The sequence below is a fragment of the Mycobacterium sp. NPDC048908 genome (assembly GCF_043197955.1).
Classification (GTDB): Bacteria; Actinomycetota; Actinomycetes; order Mycobacteriales; family Mycobacteriaceae; genus Mycobacterium.
Genome location: NZ_JBICUE010000007.1, coordinates 63,293 through 77,603 on the forward strand (window position 1 = coordinate 63,293; position 14,311 = coordinate 77,603).

Annotated in this window: 14 protein-coding genes; 5 read left to right on the plus strand and 9 right to left on the minus strand. The window is 65.4% G+C overall.

Annotation, left to right across the window (positions count from 1 at the left end; genetic code table 11):
• Positions 1-35 precede the first annotated feature (35 nt).
• A complete protein-coding gene (locus ACGFK1_RS19405; RefSeq protein ID WP_393432619.1) occupies positions 36-551 on the plus strand; it encodes a hypothetical protein in 516 nt (171 codons plus the stop codon).
• Position 552: 1 nt separating this feature from the next.
• Here ACGFK1_RS19405 and ACGFK1_RS19410 read toward each other — a convergent pair whose 3' ends face one another.
• Together ACGFK1_RS19410 and ACGFK1_RS19415 are read right to left on the minus strand one after the other, a co-directional pair.
• On the minus strand, positions 553-1,023 hold the full coding sequence (locus ACGFK1_RS19410) for a hypothetical protein (RefSeq protein WP_393432622.1): 471 nt from the start codon (positions 1,021-1,023) through the stop codon (positions 553-555).
• Positions 1,020-1,616 (minus strand): DUF2867 domain-containing protein, encoded by a 597-nt coding sequence (locus ACGFK1_RS19415; protein ID WP_393432625.1) that lies wholly within the window; start codon positions 1,614-1,616, stop codon positions 1,020-1,022. The genes ACGFK1_RS19410 and ACGFK1_RS19415 overlap by 4 nt, the downstream gene beginning before the upstream one ends.
• A 57-nt stretch (positions 1,617-1,673) precedes the next feature.
• Between ACGFK1_RS19415 and ACGFK1_RS19420 the strand changes: the two genes are divergently transcribed.
• On the plus strand, positions 1,674-2,222 hold the full coding sequence (locus ACGFK1_RS19420) for a TetR/AcrR family transcriptional regulator (RefSeq protein WP_393432628.1): 549 nt from the start codon (positions 1,674-1,676) through the stop codon (positions 2,220-2,222).
• Between the two features lie 15 nt (positions 2,223-2,237).
• On the opposite strand, the gene ACGFK1_RS19425 is transcribed toward ACGFK1_RS19420, so the two are convergent.
• The 6 genes from ACGFK1_RS19425 to ACGFK1_RS19450 form a co-directional block, all read right to left on the minus strand.
• Positions 2,238-4,517: a molybdopterin-dependent oxidoreductase gene (locus tag ACGFK1_RS19425; RefSeq protein WP_393432631.1), complete on the minus strand. Its 2,280-nt coding sequence runs from the start codon at positions 4,515-4,517 to the stop codon at positions 2,238-2,240.
• The gene (locus ACGFK1_RS19430) at positions 4,507-5,100 is read right to left on the minus strand and encodes a TetR/AcrR family transcriptional regulator (protein ID WP_393432634.1); all 594 of its coding nucleotides are present in this window, start codon (positions 5,098-5,100) and stop codon (positions 4,507-4,509) included. The genes ACGFK1_RS19425 and ACGFK1_RS19430 overlap by 11 nt, the downstream gene beginning before the upstream one ends.
• Positions 5,101-5,332: 232 nt before the next feature.
• Positions 5,333-6,466, minus strand: coding sequence for a nitronate monooxygenase (locus ACGFK1_RS19435; RefSeq protein ID WP_393432637.1), 1,134 nt, complete (start codon positions 6,464-6,466; stop codon positions 5,333-5,335).
• Positions 6,467-6,595: 129 nt separating this feature from the next.
• Positions 6,596-6,859 carry a hypothetical protein gene (locus tag ACGFK1_RS19440; RefSeq protein ID WP_393432639.1) on the minus strand — a complete coding sequence of 88 codons (264 nt, stop codon included), beginning with the start codon at positions 6,857-6,859 and terminating at the stop codon, positions 6,596-6,598.
• A gap of 155 nt (positions 6,860-7,014) precedes the next feature.
• Positions 7,015-7,782: an HAD family hydrolase gene (locus tag ACGFK1_RS19445; protein WP_393432642.1), complete on the minus strand. Its 768-nt coding sequence runs from the start codon at positions 7,780-7,782 to the stop codon at positions 7,015-7,017.
• Positions 7,783-7,797: 15 nt separating this feature from the next.
• Complete coding sequence (locus tag ACGFK1_RS19450; RefSeq protein ID WP_393432645.1) at positions 7,798-8,871, minus strand: diacylglycerol kinase; 1,074 nt, start codon at positions 8,869-8,871, stop codon at positions 7,798-7,800.
• 68 nt (positions 8,872-8,939) lie between these two features.
• Here ACGFK1_RS19450 and ACGFK1_RS19455 point away from each other — a divergent pair, with 68 nt between their 5' ends.
• From ACGFK1_RS19455 to ACGFK1_RS19465, 3 genes are all read left to right on the plus strand, one after another.
• Positions 8,940-9,674, plus strand: a complete 735-nt coding sequence (locus ACGFK1_RS19455) for a glucose 1-dehydrogenase (protein ID WP_393432648.1) — start codon at positions 8,940-8,942, stop codon at positions 9,672-9,674.
• Between the two features lie 25 nt (positions 9,675-9,699).
• Entirely contained in the window at positions 9,700-11,043 is a 1,344-nt protein-coding gene (locus ACGFK1_RS19460; RefSeq protein ID WP_393432651.1) for a pyridoxal phosphate-dependent decarboxylase family protein, read from the plus strand.
• A 137-nt stretch (positions 11,044-11,180) separates the two neighbouring features.
• Positions 11,181-13,895, plus strand: a complete 2,715-nt coding sequence (locus ACGFK1_RS19465) for a glycoside hydrolase (RefSeq protein ID WP_393433182.1) — start codon at positions 11,181-11,183, stop codon at positions 13,893-13,895.
• 11 nt (positions 13,896-13,906) lie between these two features.
• Here the strand turns inward: ACGFK1_RS19465 and ACGFK1_RS19470 are convergent, their stop codons facing one another.
• A complete protein-coding gene (locus ACGFK1_RS19470; protein WP_393432654.1) occupies positions 13,907-14,293 on the minus strand; it encodes a PaaI family thioesterase in 387 nt (128 codons plus the stop codon).
• Between the last annotated feature and the right edge of the window lie 18 nt (positions 14,294-14,311).

The following is a 14,311-nucleotide window of genomic DNA, read 5'->3' on the forward strand; positions in this document are numbered from 1 at the left end:
GCACCAGCAACGCGCTAACGGGAAGGGGGCCTCGGGTGAGGATCAGCAGCGAGATGATGGCGCTCACCGTCGCGTCAGGAGCGCTTTCAATGGCGCTCACTCTGGGAGCGCCGACGGCGCTCGCCGATCCGGCTCCAGTGATTCCGCCACCGCCTGCACCTTCGCCCGCCGACCCCGCGGTTCCCACTCCTGGGCCCGCGCCCGACGCGACGTTGCAGGCGGCCGCGGGTACTCTGCCGACACCTCCGGACGGCACGCAGCATCTCTCCAGCCCCGAGAACCTGCCGCCGGGCACCACTGATACACCGGATCCGACCCAGGGCCGTGGGTCCTATCTGCGCGACCTCTGGCACGCCTACCAGACTCAGGAGATCACCGGGCGCGACGCTTTGTTGCTTCTCACGCAGCGACCGATGAATGCCAACCCCATGCCGCCTGCAGGCATGCCGGTGAACCCGACCCCGCCGCCGGCCCCCGGCGCCGAGCCCGCGCCGGCACCGCCGCCTCCGCTGGTTCCCTGGCTGGCTCCTCCTGCGCCGCCCGCGCCGTGACTCAACTGCGGAGCCGCTGACCCGCTTGACTGAGTAGGTCGCGAACCACGCGCACGTGCACCGGTTCCGTGACGGCCCACACCACGCGGGCCATCAGGTTCTGCTGCGCCACAAACGTCGAAAAGAGCAATGCATCGTGCTCTTTCTTGAGGAGCAGTTCGCCGGGCATTCCGATGCGCGAGTCGGCGCCGAGAAGCACATGATCCGGTTCCGAGCGTCGGACATCCCAGCCGAGCACCGAACCCTGCGACCCGCTGGACACCTTCAACCCGATGGCCGACCACCCGGACACCAATTGGGTGCGGACGGCCAGTGGCGCACCTTCGAGTATCTCGCGCATCACGTCCTCTGCAGTCTCGGCAGGCGGTGACCCGTGGCTGAACAGGAACGCGTCGCTGTAGTCGATGCGAGGCAGCGTGCTGAGTGCTCGCGCTGTTGCGGGAACGTCGATCTGACGCACATCGGTGATCATCGCCGGGTCTCCGCGGTCGCTTGCCGCCAAGCGCGCCCGATGTCGCGCAGCATCAGCGGATAGACGATGAAGTGGCGGAACGGCGAGATCGCCGCCAGGTACGCGGTGCCGAGCGCGCCGTTGGGCTTCACCAACACTGTCAACTGGCCGCGATGGCCGCATGTCTGGTCAGGTACCCAGCCGATGTGCATGACGCCGTGCACGGTTTGGTTTGCGATCTCGAGCGCGAACTCGTCATCGGTGACGTAGAGCGGCGTGAACGGATGCGTGTCGAAACCGGTTGGCAAATCAGCCAATTCGGCCGGTAACCGGTCACGCAGGCTGGGTACTCTTGCGCCGAGACCGGAAGGCTGATCGTCCAGGCCGAACAGTCGGCCCAGCGCCCAGCGGACGGCGAACAACGTGCGCACCATCACCGAGGTGTTGGCGGGATCGAGGGTGGCCATCAGCCGTACCAGGCGAGGGAAGTCGTCTCGGCCTCCCGGGGTCGGCAACGGCCAAACATCGAGAACGCGGAATTCTCTGGCGATCGCGTGAATTCGCCACGGCCGCATGGTGTGTTCGGCCGTGTCAAGCGGTGCTGAACCAAACATACAGTACTGTATGCTTGGCGGCGGATCGTCGTCAAGCCCGGTCGAGAGTGAGGCGTGATGGTTGCCCAGACGCGCACTCCGCGCAGCACGTGGATCGACGCCGGCTTGCGGGCGCTCGCGGCAGGCGGACCGGATGCGGTGCGGGTGGACCTGCTGGCGAAAACCCTTGGTGTCACCAGGGGTGGCTTCTACTGGCATTTCGCCAGCCGCGAGGTGTTCGTCGACGCGCTGCTCGACGCGTGGGAGCATGCGAGCACCGATGAGGTGCTCGAGCGGGTAGAGACCGAGGGCGGCGACGCACGGGTCAAAGTCCGCAAGGCAAGCATGCTGACCTTCTCGCGCGAACTGCTGCCGATCGATCTCGCGGTGCGCGACTGGGCCAGACGCGACCGCTCGGTGGCCGAGCGTCTGCGTCGCGTCGACAACCACCGGATGGCCTACCTACGGGCCATGATCGGCACCCTCAGCGACGACGAGGACGATGTCGAGGCCCGTAGCATGCTTGCCTTCTCACTCGCGATCGCCAGCCACTTCATCGCCGCCGACCACGACGGCCGGAGCCGAGCGCAGGTGCTGGAACGCGCGACTCAGAAGCTGTTGACGTAGTCGTCGAACGTGAGGCTATGCAGACGATTTCGCCGAATTCTCGAGCATAAGTTCACGTTCGGAGGCCATCACAGCCTCGATGCGGGCCGGCACGTGCTTGTGCCACGGCGTGCCGGCGAACGCGTCGCGCCAGTCCGAAGAGGTCAGCGAATTCGGTGCGACCCCGGGAATCGTCGCCCGCCCGTCGGTATCGGTGTAGTCAACGCCGAAACCGTTTGGGAGAGAAGCGTGGCCAGGCAGCATCGCTTCGCTGATCTCCACGCTGGCCTCGGCGCTCCCCGCGGCGGTGGTGATCCTTGCCCGGCCTCCGTCGGCGAGGCCGAGCATCTGCGCATCCTCCACGCTGACGCGCAGCGCGCCGTCGGCATCGCGTTTACGCCATGACGGGTCGCGCAGGATGTCGTTGGCCGTGTATGCCCGCCGCTCGCCCGCGGAAAGCACGATGGGGAAGTCGGGCGTCGTGAACGCGCCCGGGCCGTCGGCCAACCCGCGCATCTCGTCGAGCATTTCTTTGATGTGCAGTGCGATCTTGTGGTCGTCGTGGGTCACCAGTCGCCAGTCGTCGTCGTATTCGTGCGCGGTGAAGGTCACGCCGGACCGGCCGGCGAGGATGGCCTCGAACAGCGCGTTGCCGTCGGGATGTCCTGCCCGTTGAACCGCGTCGGGGTAGCTCATCGCCGCCTTCTGCGAAAGACCCCACAGTGCCGCAGCACCGGCAAGCCCGTCGGGCAGTGTCGGACCGAGCGTTTCGTACAACACGAAGGGAAGCACCTTGTTATACGTCGGATTGGCTGCCACCGCCGTGAAGAATGCCTGCGCGTACACATCCAATCCCTTTTCGGCAGCATCCCGCAGGGGCTGTAGTTCCGCGTCGTCGATCACGTCGAGTGCACGCATCAGCCGCGCCCAGATTTCAGGTTCGGGCAGCGTGCCGCCTAGCGGCTTCAGCAGTGGATGCCGAAGGTGAAACGTGTTGTGCGGAAACTCCAGATTGAAGAACGTCGCCTCGCATTTCTCGTACTGGCTCGCCGCGGGCAGCACATAGGTGGCCAACCTGGCCGTCTCGGTCATCGCGACATCGATGACCACCATCAGCTCGAGTGATTCGAACGCCTCGCGGCACGCGGTCGAATCAGCAAGGGAGTGTGCAGGATTACTGCTTTCCACGATCATCGCCCGGAAGCGGTCGGGGTGATCGGTCAAGATCTCCTGCGGCACCGCGTTGCTCGGTATCAGGCCGCCGACGATCGGCGCGCCGGTCACCGGGGTGCGGCCGACGCCGCGGGTGTGCCGGAACAACGGAGCAAACCACGAATGCAGATGCTGCGCACCGCGTTTCGCAAAGTTGCCGGTCAGTATCCACAGCAGCTTGTTCAGATAGGAGGACAGCGTGCTGTTCGGCGCCTGCTGGATACCGAGATCCTCGAAGACCGCCACGCTTTCGGCGCCCGCAATGCGCCGTGCCGCGGCGCGGATCAACTCCTCGTCGACACCGCATCGCGCGGCGTAGTCGGCGATCGGTACGTCGCGCAGTGCGGCACGCACCGGGCCGACGCCATTGACATGTTCGGCCAGAAACGCCTCGTCGCAGAGGTTTTCCTGCTCGAGCACGGCGGCCAGCGCCGCAAGGCACCACGCGTCGGTTCCCGGTTGGACCCGCAGGTGGATGTCGGCCATCTTCGCGGTATCGGTGATCACGGGGTCGATCACGATCATCGCGCGACCGGGATCCTTGGCAATCTCGTTGAGCACGGTGCGGGCGCGCGGGAAACTCTGCGACATCCACGGGTTCTTGCCTACGAACACCGAGACCTCGGCGTGTTCGAATTCGCCGCGGGTATGCCCGCCGTAAAGGTGCGCGTCTACCCACGCTTCTCCGGTCTTCTCCTGGGCCAGCGCGTTGGAGCGATAATGCGAACCGAGCGTTGCGAGAAAAGCGCTGCTGTAGGCGCCGCCGAGATGGTTACCCTGTCCGCCGCCACCGTAGTAGAAGATCTTGTCGCCGCCGTAGGTGTCTGCGATGCGCGTGAATCCGGCCGCAATCTCGGATATTGCGATGTCCCAGTCGATTTCCTCGTAGCTACCGTCGGGTCGCCTGCGCATGGGGGCGGTCAGCCTGTTGCCGTTGTTCTGATAGTGGTCCAGTCGAAGGGCCTTGTTACAGGTGTAGCCCTGCGAGGCCGGATGGGCTTTGTCGCCACGGATCTTGGCGAACTTGCGGCCGTCCAGTTGTACGACGATGCCACAGTTGCACTCACACAGGATGCACGCACTGGCTTGCCATTCACCGCTCACGGGATTTCCTTTCCGATGTCGCGGCCGAAATCAGGTCGCGCAGTTGGCCATGGACAAGGTCGAGGGGTTTGGGATCGCGGGAGGCACGGGCGACGATGATCGCGCCCTCGATCGCGGTGGTGATGAGCATTGCGAGTTCGTCTGCACGCTTGGCGGAGATGCCGTCCGATGTCAGTCTCTGCGCGATGAGGTCGTTCCACCGGGCGAAGGCGGTCGCCGCGCGGTCGATCACCCGTGTCGTTTGGTCCTGGTTGGCGGGATCGCCTGCCTCGACCGTCACCGCGACGACTGGGCAACCCGCCCGGTAGTCAGACCGAAGCAGTTGCTTGCGGTAGTAGCCGATGAGGCCGTCGAGCGCGTCGAGTCCGGATGCGGCATCGGCGATCTTGGCTGCCACGTAATCGCCGGAATAATCGATTGCCTCACATAGCAATTGAGTACGACCGCCGGGAAAGTAGTGGTACGCCGAGCCGCGCGGCGCGCCGCTGTGTTCGAGTACATCGGCTATCGCGGTGGGTTGGGCGCCGCGTTCCCGGATCAACAGCGCGGCAGAGATCACCATCCGCTCGCGGGGGGTGGGCATCAGTGCATCCCTTCATCCGACCCGATTATGTATGTCACCTTACATAACTCGTGGGCGCGACACCAGACCCGTCCGCGAGAGTGCTCACAGATCGCGAATCTTCGCGGAACCGCGATCTGGCCGCATTCTCGACGCGTTGCTACGCCGCGGTGAGCACAAGCCGGCGCAGTGCGCCGGGAATCAGACGACCGCGGCCGAGCCGCGAATCAGACGGAAGCGGCCGAGCCGCGAATCAGACGGAAGCGGCCTCGTTGATCTCGTTGAGCGTGGTGGTCGCCTCCAGGTACTCCTGCACCCAGCGCTCGATCACCGCCGAGGACTTCTCGACCTTGGTGAACTGACCCACCACCTGGCCGATCGGGTTGAACGCGACGTCGACACTTTCGTTGGGATATTTGTGCGTGGCGGCGACGGCCATCCCGGACACCATGTACTGCAGCGGCATCCCGAGCGGCTTCGGGTTGTTGGGGTCTTCCCAGGCCTCGGTCCAGTCGTTGCGCAGCATCCGCGCCGGCTTGCCGGTGAAGGACCGGCTGCGCACGGTGTCCTTACTGGTGGCCTTCGCATAGGCGGCATGCTGCACGTCGGTGTGCTCGGACTCCTCGACCATCACCCACTGCGATCCGGTCCATGCGCCCTGCGCGCCGAGCGCCAGCGCCGCGGCGATCTGCTGGCCGCTGCCGATGCCGCCCGCAGCAAGAACGGGCACCGGCGCGACCTCCTTGACGACCTGCGGCCACAACACGATGGAACCGATGTCGCCGCAGTGTCCGCCCGCTTCACCGCCCTGGGCGATGATGATGTCGACGCCGGCGTCGGCGTGCTTGCGAGCCTGCGACGGCGAACCGCAGAGCGCCGCGACCTTGCGGCCGCTGTCATGGATGTGCTCGATCATGTCGGCGGGAGGCGTGCCGAGCGCGTTGGCGATCAGCGTGCACTTGGGGTGCTGCAGTGCCACCTCCACCTGAGGTGTCGCGGTCGCCTCCGTCCAGCCCAACAACTGCAGCGCGTCGTCGTCGCTGTGCTCAACGGGCACGCCGTGGTCGGCGAGAATCTTCTTGGCGAATTCGATGTGCTCCTCCGGCACCAGCGCGTTGAGCTGCTTCTTGAGCACCTCGGGGGAGAGGTCGACCGAATCCATGCCTTCGTATTTGTTCGGAATCACGATGTCCACGCCGTACGGGTGATCGGCGATGTTCTCGTCGATCCACTTCAGCTCGATCTCGAGCTGTTCGGGCGTGAAGCCCACCGCGCCGAGCACGCCGAACCCACCGGCCTTGCTGACGGCGACGACCACGTCCCGGCAGTGAGTGAACGCGAAGATCGGAAATTCGATGCCCAAGTCATCGCAGATGGGGGTATGCATGCCTGCTCCTCCGGTGGGGCGGTCGCCAAACTGAAACGTGTTCTAGTTTAGCTTAGGCGCCCGGACCGGATCCAGTAAGCACCCCGTCTGCTGTGGCTTCGGATCTTCGTTGCCCGAGCCGACCGCGGCTTACAGCGGCCGCGTCGAGTAGTACGAACCGTCGGCGTAGTAGTCCCGGAAGCCGTTGCCCTCGTTGTCCTTGTAATCACACGTCGAAAACCGCGTGCCCTGCTTCACGACCGAGGTGTAGGTCCCACCGGCGGACTTGCATTCGCTCTTGATGGTCTTCTCGTTGATCTTCTCGGCGTTCGCGATGGGTGCGGTTGCAGAAACCAATGCTCCCAACGCAATAGCTGCAGCGGCGGTCAAGGCGCCAAGACGGGAAATGTTCATGTTGTGTCTCCTTGAGGCGGTGGCGGCCCGGCGGGCCGCCTGATGCAAGCCATTCTGGAAATCACGAGCATGCTGCGGGAACGGGGCGTGCACCGCCGTTCGGCAACGCAGCCTCGGGGATTGACGGCGGTGCGCGGTTAGGGGACTAGGGGTGCTCAGTCGTATCCGACCAGGCGACGCAGGGAGCGGCGCCTGCGGCCGCCGGCGCCTGTCACCTGCAGCACCGGCCATCCGTGCTCGGCAGCCGCAGCGGCCAGACCGGGCCGCGGGTTCACCGGGCGGGGCTGACCCACCAGCTTCATCAGCGCCGCATCCTCGTCGCCGTCGGCGTAGAAGTAACTACGTTGCAGCTCAACGTCATTGGTCTGGCAGAACTGCGCGACCGCGGTCGCCTTGTTGCGGCCCCACACCACCGGTTTGGCGATCCGCCCGGTGAGCCGCCCGGTCTCGTCCACCTCGAAGTGATTGCACAAGACGTGGCCGATCTCGAGGAAACGGGCCACCGGTTCGGCGTGGATGGTCAATGCGGACGAGCTGAGCACCACGGTGTGCCCGCGGGCCTGATGCGCCTGCACGATCTCGTGCATCGTCGGGAAAACGCGCGCTGCGACGCGCTCGACAAACAGCCGTTCGCCCAATTCGTCGAGTTCGACCAGCGATTCGCCCCGCAGATAACCGGCCGCCCGCGTCAACAGATGCTCGAAGCGCATCCTGCCCAATCGATACCGCATCGACGCCTCGATGACCCCGAGCACTTCGCCGATCCGCGCTTGCCTGCGCTTGATCCGGTCGCTTGCGTGGGCGGTGGCGGTGAACCCGTCCACCAACGTGCCGTCGAGGTCGAAGAACGCGCCGACCTGCGGCCCGGGTGGGGCCGCGCCGATCTCCGCGATCGGGTCTGCTGTCGGCGGCTGGACGGTCATCGCGCACCAGCCTACTTAGCCTGTGTACAAACCCTTCCCGGTCGCCAGCGGCATATCGAGCGTCGTTCGGATGCCCGGCTCCGCGGCCACCACGTCGGGGATGGCGTTCACGATCCGCCCGGCCGCCGCCAGGATGGCCGCGTAGTTGTGGTCGCCGTTGCGGCTGGTGGGGCAGATGTCCATCACGTATGACGGCTCGCCGGTGATCTCGACGCGGTACGACCCGCCGGGCTGGGCGGGCTGGGCCCAGTCCGGCCGCAGGTCGGGACGCAGTCGGGTGACATGTTCGACGACGATCGCCGGTTTGCCAGCCACCACGCCCTCGATCTGGAAGCGGACCGCGGCGACCGTGCCCTTCTTGATGGTGCCCACCGCGACGTCGAAGTCCTCAGGGGCTGGCTCCTGTTCGACGGAGTCCTTGATCTCGTCCACCTCGATGCCGAGGCCGGCGGCCAGTTGGCGGATGGCCGTGCCCCACGCGATGCTGAGCACACCGGGCTGATAGAGCATCGGCAGGTCTCCGATGTCATTACCGAAACCCATCACCTCGAACATCACGGTCGCGCCGTCGTAGGTGGCGTAGTCGGCAATCTCCATGGTGCGCACCTGCTCGATGCTCTGGCACGTTCCCGCCAGCGCGAACGGCAGCAGGTCGGTCGCGAATCCCGGGTCGACACCGGTGAAGAACACCGTCGAATTGCCTTCTCGCGCAGCGTCTTCGATGCGTTGGATGTACTTGTCGGGAATCACCTGCCACGGGTACTGCAGCACGCCCAGTCCCGACCCGACGACGTCGATGCCCGCGGCGAGGATCTTGCGCACGTCGGCCATCGCTTCGGGCAGTCGGGTATCGCCCATCGCGCAATACACCACGCAGTCCGGCTTGGCCGCGATGATCTCGTCGAGGTCGCCGATCGCGGTGACACCGGTCGTCACCTCGAGCCCGGCCAGCTCACCGGCGTCTCGGCCGACCTTGGCGTCGGAGGACACCCAGACTCCGGTCAGTTCGAAACGCGCATCCCGCACGAGTTGCTTGAGTGCGAGGCTTCCGCAATTGCCGGTGCCGATGAGCGCGACGCGGATCGCCATCCTGGTTCCTCTCGCCAGACTGGAACAGGTTCTACTTGTAGCACGCCCGCACGGTAGCCTGGCCCCTCATGGGACGCGTGGACGGAAAAGTTGCACTCATCAGCGGCGGGGCCCAGGGCATGGGGGCCGCGGATGCCAGGGCACTGGTCGCCGAGGGCGCCAAGGTGGTGATCGGGGACATCCTCGACGACAAGGGCAAGGCCTTGGCCGACGAGATCGGCGACTCCGCGCGTTATGTCCACCTCGACGTGACGCAGGCCGACGACTGGGAGGCCGCCGTCGCCACCGCGGTGAACGACTTCGGCAAGCTCAACGTGCTGGTGAACAACGCCGGAACGGTGGCGCTCGGCCAGATCGGCTCGTTCGACATGGCCAAGTGGCAGAAGGTCATCGACGTCAACCTGACAGGGACGTTTCTGGGCATGCAAGCCTCCGTCGAGGCGATGAAGGCGGACGGCGGCGGCTCCATCATCAACATCTCCTCGATCGAGGGCCTGCGCGGCGCCGTCATGGTGCATCCGTACGTGGCGTCCAAGTGGGCGGTGCGCGGCCTGACCAAGTCGGCGGCGCTTGAACTCGGGCAGTTCAACATTCGGGTGAACTCGGTGCACCCCGGCTTCATCCGCACTCCGATGACCAAGCACTTCCCGGACAACATGCTGCGGATTCCGTTGGGACGTCCCGGCCAGCCCGAGGAGGTCGCGACGTTCATCGTGTTCCTCGCCAGCGACGAGTCGCGCTACTCGACAGGAGCCGAGTACGTGATGGACGGCGGCCTGACGAACGACGTGCCGCACAAATAGCGGGTGGAGTGGAAGACTTCGGGCCATGCACGAGGTCGACCAAACCACCGAGCAGATGGTCCGCAGTGTGCTGGCGTATGCCGAGAACCGGCTGCGCATGAACCCTGTGCCGCTCGACAAGGGAGTGCTGCCCGCCGGTGAACTCTACGACCGGCTCGACGGGGTGATCCGCGATCAGCCGCGGCCACCGGATGAGGTGCTCGGCGTCTACACATCGGTGATCGCGCCGAGCGTGATCTCGGCCGACAGCCCGCGGTTCCTCGGTTTCATCCCCGCCGCCCCGACCAAGGCCGCGCTGCTGTTCGACATGCTGGTGTCCTGCGCGTCGATCCAAGGCATCTCGTGGCTGGAGGCCTCCGGCGCCATCGCGGCGGAGAACAGCGTGCTGCGGGTGATCGCGCATGAGGCGGGCCTGCCGACCACCTCCGGAGGCTGCTTCGTCTCCGGCGGATCGGCGGGCAATCTGTCCGCGCTGGCCGTCGCGCGCGAGACGGCCAAGAAGCGAGGAGCCACCGGCAGGCTGCGCGTGGTGGTCGGCAGCGATGCGCATTCATCGATCGCCAACACGCTGCGGCTGCTGGAGATGGACGCGCTGGTGGTCGAGACGCCGGACCACCGGTTGACCGCGGACACCGTCAGCGACGCCGTCCCCGTCGACGCGAGCAACATCGCCGCGGTGGTGTGCACGTCAGGCACCACGAACGCGGGCATCATCGACGACCTGGCGGGCATCGGCGCGCTGGCCCAGGAGCGCGGGTGGTGGTTTCATGTCGACGGCGCCTACGGCGGCGCCGGCATCTTCGCGCACTCGTTGAAGCCCAAGTACGCCGGCCTCGAGCAGGCCGACTCGTTCATCCTCGACCCGCACAAATGGTTGTTCACTCCGTTCGACTGCTGCGCCCTGCTCTACCGCGAACCGGAATGGGCGCGGGCCACCCACACCCAGGACGCGTCCTATCTCGACGTCATCCATCCGGGAGACGGCGAGTGGAATCCCTCGGATTACGCCTACCATCTGACCCGGCGCGCGCGGGGCCTGCCGCTGTGGTTCTCGATGGCGGTCTACGGCCTTGATGCATACCGGCAAGCCATCGAGGTCGCGGTATCGCTGGCCCGGCAGACCGCCGAACTGATCAACGATGCCCCGCAGTTGGAATTGATACGCGAACCCGACCTCGGCGTCGTGCTGTTCCGCCGGTTGGGCTGGAAGCCGGAGGACTACGACGCCTGGGCCCAGCGGTTACACGACGACCAGGTGGCGTTCATCCCGCCGACGAAATGGGAAGGCGAGACGGTGGGTCGGTTCGCCTTTCTTCATCCGGGTACCCAACTGGACCTGGTGCGGGAGGTATTGGGGCGCACGGTGTGACGGGCACCAATTCCGTTGCGCTGCTTGGCTGAGCCGGCACCGCTTGCTGCGGGTACGGTGATGCGGTGGACGAGCAGAGGCCGGTGCGACGACGTCGGCACATCGTCCTCAGGATTCTGCTGTCGGTCGCGTTGTTTCTGCTGCTCTGCGCGGCCGACTTCCCCGATTTCGCCAAGCCGGGACCGCCCCCGGGACAGATCGAGTTGGCGCAGGGTTGGAGCTTGGTCTCGGCCCGTGACGTGCACGCCGGCGGCGCTGCGCTGTCGAGGCCTGACTACAAGGTGACGGGCTGGCATGCCATTCCCCGGATGCCTGCGACGGTGCTGCAGACCCTGCAGGATGACGGCACGCATCCCGATCTCTACTACGGCACCAATCTGGCGGCCGTCCCGCAAGACCTCTACAAGCAAGACTGGTGGTATCGCACCACGTTCATCGCGCCCGCGGGTCACAGCACATATCTGCTGGAGTTTCCAGGCATCAACTACCGCGCCGAAATCTGGTTGAACGGGCATCTGATCGCGGGCAACGACCAGATCGTCGGCATGCACGTCCGCCACGAAGTCGACGCATCGCGGTGGATCAACCAAGGCGAGAACAACGCGCTCGCGGTCAAAATCACCCCGGAGCGCGCGCTGCAGGACATCGACGGCGTGGAACTGGCAGACAGCTGGTACGACTGGATCAACTGGAACTACCTGGGTTACCAGGGGCCGGGTAAGAATCCCGCCAACGGCAATTCGTTTGTGCCGGACCGCAATGCGGGCATCTGGAAGCCGGTGTACCTCAAGACGTCCGGAGCGGTGGTGCTCGGCCCGTCGACGGTCAACTCGGAACTTCCGCTTCCGAGAACCGATTCCGCGAAGCTGACCATCTACAGCAACTTGCGTAATGCGTCCTCTCAACCGGTCCGAGGCGTACTGCGCGCGACGATAACCCGGCCGGGCAAACCCGATGTGGTGGTCGAGCGGCCGGAAACGCTTGGCGCAGGCGAACAACGCGACGTCAGCTTCACTCCCGACGAGTTCTCCCAACTGACTGTCCGCAACCCCGATCTGTGGTGGCCGTACACGATGGGACGGCCCGACCTCTACGACCTGCGGTTGGAATTCCGGCAGTTCAACCGCCCGGTCGACCAGAAGAGTCTGCGTTTCGGCATCCGCTCGGTGCAGCAGTTCCGCGACAACGACGAGCAATACCCCGATCTCGGCAAGGGCGGCAACTTCTACCTCAAAGTCAACGGGCGCGACTTCCTGGTCCGCGGTGCGGCCTACACACCGGACCTGCTCTACGCCAACGACTCCAACCGCGACGCGGCGATCCTCGGCTACGTGAAAGATCTCGGGCTCAACATGATTCGGCTCGAAGGCAAATTCCCCGGTGATCGGATCACCGAGATGGCCGACCAGATGGGCATCCCGTTGATGTACGGCTGGATGTGCTGCAATCAGTGGGAGAAGTGGAGCCAGTGGGACGCCGAAGACAATCGCGTAGCCAGGGACAGCCTGCGGTCGCAGATCGAAGAGCTGCGCAGTCACCCATCGGTGTTCGTGTGGGCCAACGGCAGCGACGGTAAGCCGCCGCGCGACGTGTTGGCCGCCTACCACGGAATCCTTTCGGATCTGCACTGGCCGAACGCGACCGTCGACACAGTGTCGTCGCTCGCAGTCGACGACAAGACCGGAGACCGCGATTGGGACGGCATTCGCATGCTGGGGCCGTACAGTTGGCGCCCACCGAGTTACTGGTTCTCCGGCCGCTATCCGGCCACCACGGGCGCGACGGCCGAGCAGGGCGACAATGAGCAGATCCCGCCGTTTGCCAGCCTGAAGAAGTTCATCCCGCCGGACAAGCTGTGGCCGATCAACGACACCTGGTTCTTCCACGCCGGCTCGGACGTCAGGAACTCCGCACTGACCAGCATCCGGAAGGCGGTCGACCGTCGGTACGGGTTATCCACCAGCGCAGAGGATTTCGCACGCAAGGCGCAATTGGCGCACTACGAGTCCACCCGCGCCCAGTTCGAGGCGTTCGCCGCCGGCGGCTGGGCCAACCACAAGATGACGATCTACTGGATGCTTAACAACCACTGGCCGTCGTTCTTCGGGCACATCTTCGACTACTACCTGCGGCCGGGTGGAGCCTACTACGGCGCCAAGAAGGGCCTGCGCCCGCTTTCCGTCGTCTTCGACTCATACGCGACCGGCGTACACGACCACGCGAACATCACCGTGGTCAATCAGACGCCAAGGGAGCAAACCAATCTCACGGTGCGCGTGCGCACCTACGACCTGCAGGGCAGGCTGCGCGACGACCGCAGCGCGGGCAACATCAACGTGGTATCCGGGGGAGTGGCGCCGGCATTGGCACTCCCGCGTCTCGCGAGGGACTCCAGCGTGGTGTTTGTCCGCGCGCAACTGCTCGACAAGACCGGAAAAGTGGTCTCCGAGAACGTGTACTGGCAGTCGCAGAAGCTAGACGACGTCGGCGATCCCGTCAACGACTTCGCGTTCGAGCTGAAGCAGACCAGCTGGGCCGATATGACGGGCCTGAACTCCATGCCCAAGGCGCCGTTGGAGGTGACGGCCTCCAGATCGGCCGATGCCGGCGACAACAGGGTGAACATTCGACTGCACAACCCGTCGCAGCGGGTGGCGTTCTTCGAGCGCGCCGAACTGGTTGCGGCGCCCGAGGACGACGAGATCCTGCCGGTCGAATACAGCGACAACTACGTCACGGTGTTTCCCGGTGAGACGGTCGAACTCCAGGGGCAGGCCTGGACCGGTGTGACTCCCAACTGGGTGCGGGTGACGGGCTACAACACACCGGCGCAACTGGTGCCGATCCGCTAGCCCGACGTGCGCTAGTCGACGGCCGCGAAGTTGACCGTGGCCGTCGCGCCGATCTGGTCGTCGTTGGCGCGGTAGATGTCCACCTGCACCACCACCGAGCGCTTGCCGGTGCGCAGGATCCTGGCGACGGCTCGCGCGGGCCCGACCTTGATGGGACGTAGGTAGCGAATGAACAAGTCGGTGGTCGCGATGCCCATGCCGAACGGTGTAGTGCGCGACGCGAGTTGACCGGCCGTCACGTCGGCCATGGTCGCGATCAGACCGCCTTGCAGCCCGCCCGCCGTGTTGATCGTTCGGTCGTCGACCGGCATCTCCATCACCACGGTGCCGTCGGACGACGGCACCTCCTGGAGGCCGAGCTGATCGAACAGCTCTCGGAGCGACTTGGGCGCCGTCATGGAGAATGAGGTTACCGG

What these genes read in the sequence shown, in the direction of transcription:
- ACGFK1_RS19410 (WP_393432622.1), bottom strand. Translation starts at nt 1,023, where the DNA reads ATGATCACCGATGTGCGTCAGATCGACGTTCCCGCAACAGCGCGAGCA.
- ACGFK1_RS19415 (WP_393432625.1), bottom strand. Translation starts at nt 1,616, where the DNA reads ATGTTTGGTTCAGCACCGCTTGACACGGCCGAACACACCATGCGGCCG.
- ACGFK1_RS19420 (WP_393432628.1), top strand. Translation starts at nt 1,674, where the DNA reads ATGGTTGCCCAGACGCGCACTCCGCGCAGCACGTGGATCGACGCCGGC.
- ACGFK1_RS19430 (WP_393432634.1), bottom strand. Translation starts at nt 5,100, where the DNA reads ATGCCCACCCCCCGCGAGCGGATGGTGATCTCTGCCGCGCTGTTGATC.
- ACGFK1_RS19435 (WP_393432637.1), bottom strand. Translation starts at nt 6,466, where the DNA reads ATGCATACCCCCATCTGCGATGACTTGGGCATCGAATTTCCGATCTTC.
- ACGFK1_RS19440 (WP_393432639.1), bottom strand. Translation starts at nt 6,859, where the DNA reads ATGAACATTTCCCGTCTTGGCGCCTTGACCGCCGCTGCAGCTATTGCG.
- ACGFK1_RS19445 (WP_393432642.1), bottom strand. Translation starts at nt 7,782, where the DNA reads ATGACCGTCCAGCCGCCGACAGCAGACCCGATCGCGGAGATCGGCGCG.
- ACGFK1_RS19450 (WP_393432645.1), bottom strand. Translation starts at nt 8,871, where the DNA reads ATGGCGATCCGCGTCGCGCTCATCGGCACCGGCAATTGCGGAAGCCTC.
- ACGFK1_RS19455 (WP_393432648.1), top strand. Translation starts at nt 8,940, where the DNA reads ATGGGACGCGTGGACGGAAAAGTTGCACTCATCAGCGGCGGGGCCCAG.
- ACGFK1_RS19460 (WP_393432651.1), top strand. Translation starts at nt 9,700, where the DNA reads ATGCACGAGGTCGACCAAACCACCGAGCAGATGGTCCGCAGTGTGCTG.
- ACGFK1_RS19470 (WP_393432654.1), bottom strand. Translation starts at nt 14,293, where the DNA reads ATGACGGCGCCCAAGTCGCTCCGAGAGCTGTTCGATCAGCTCGGCCTC.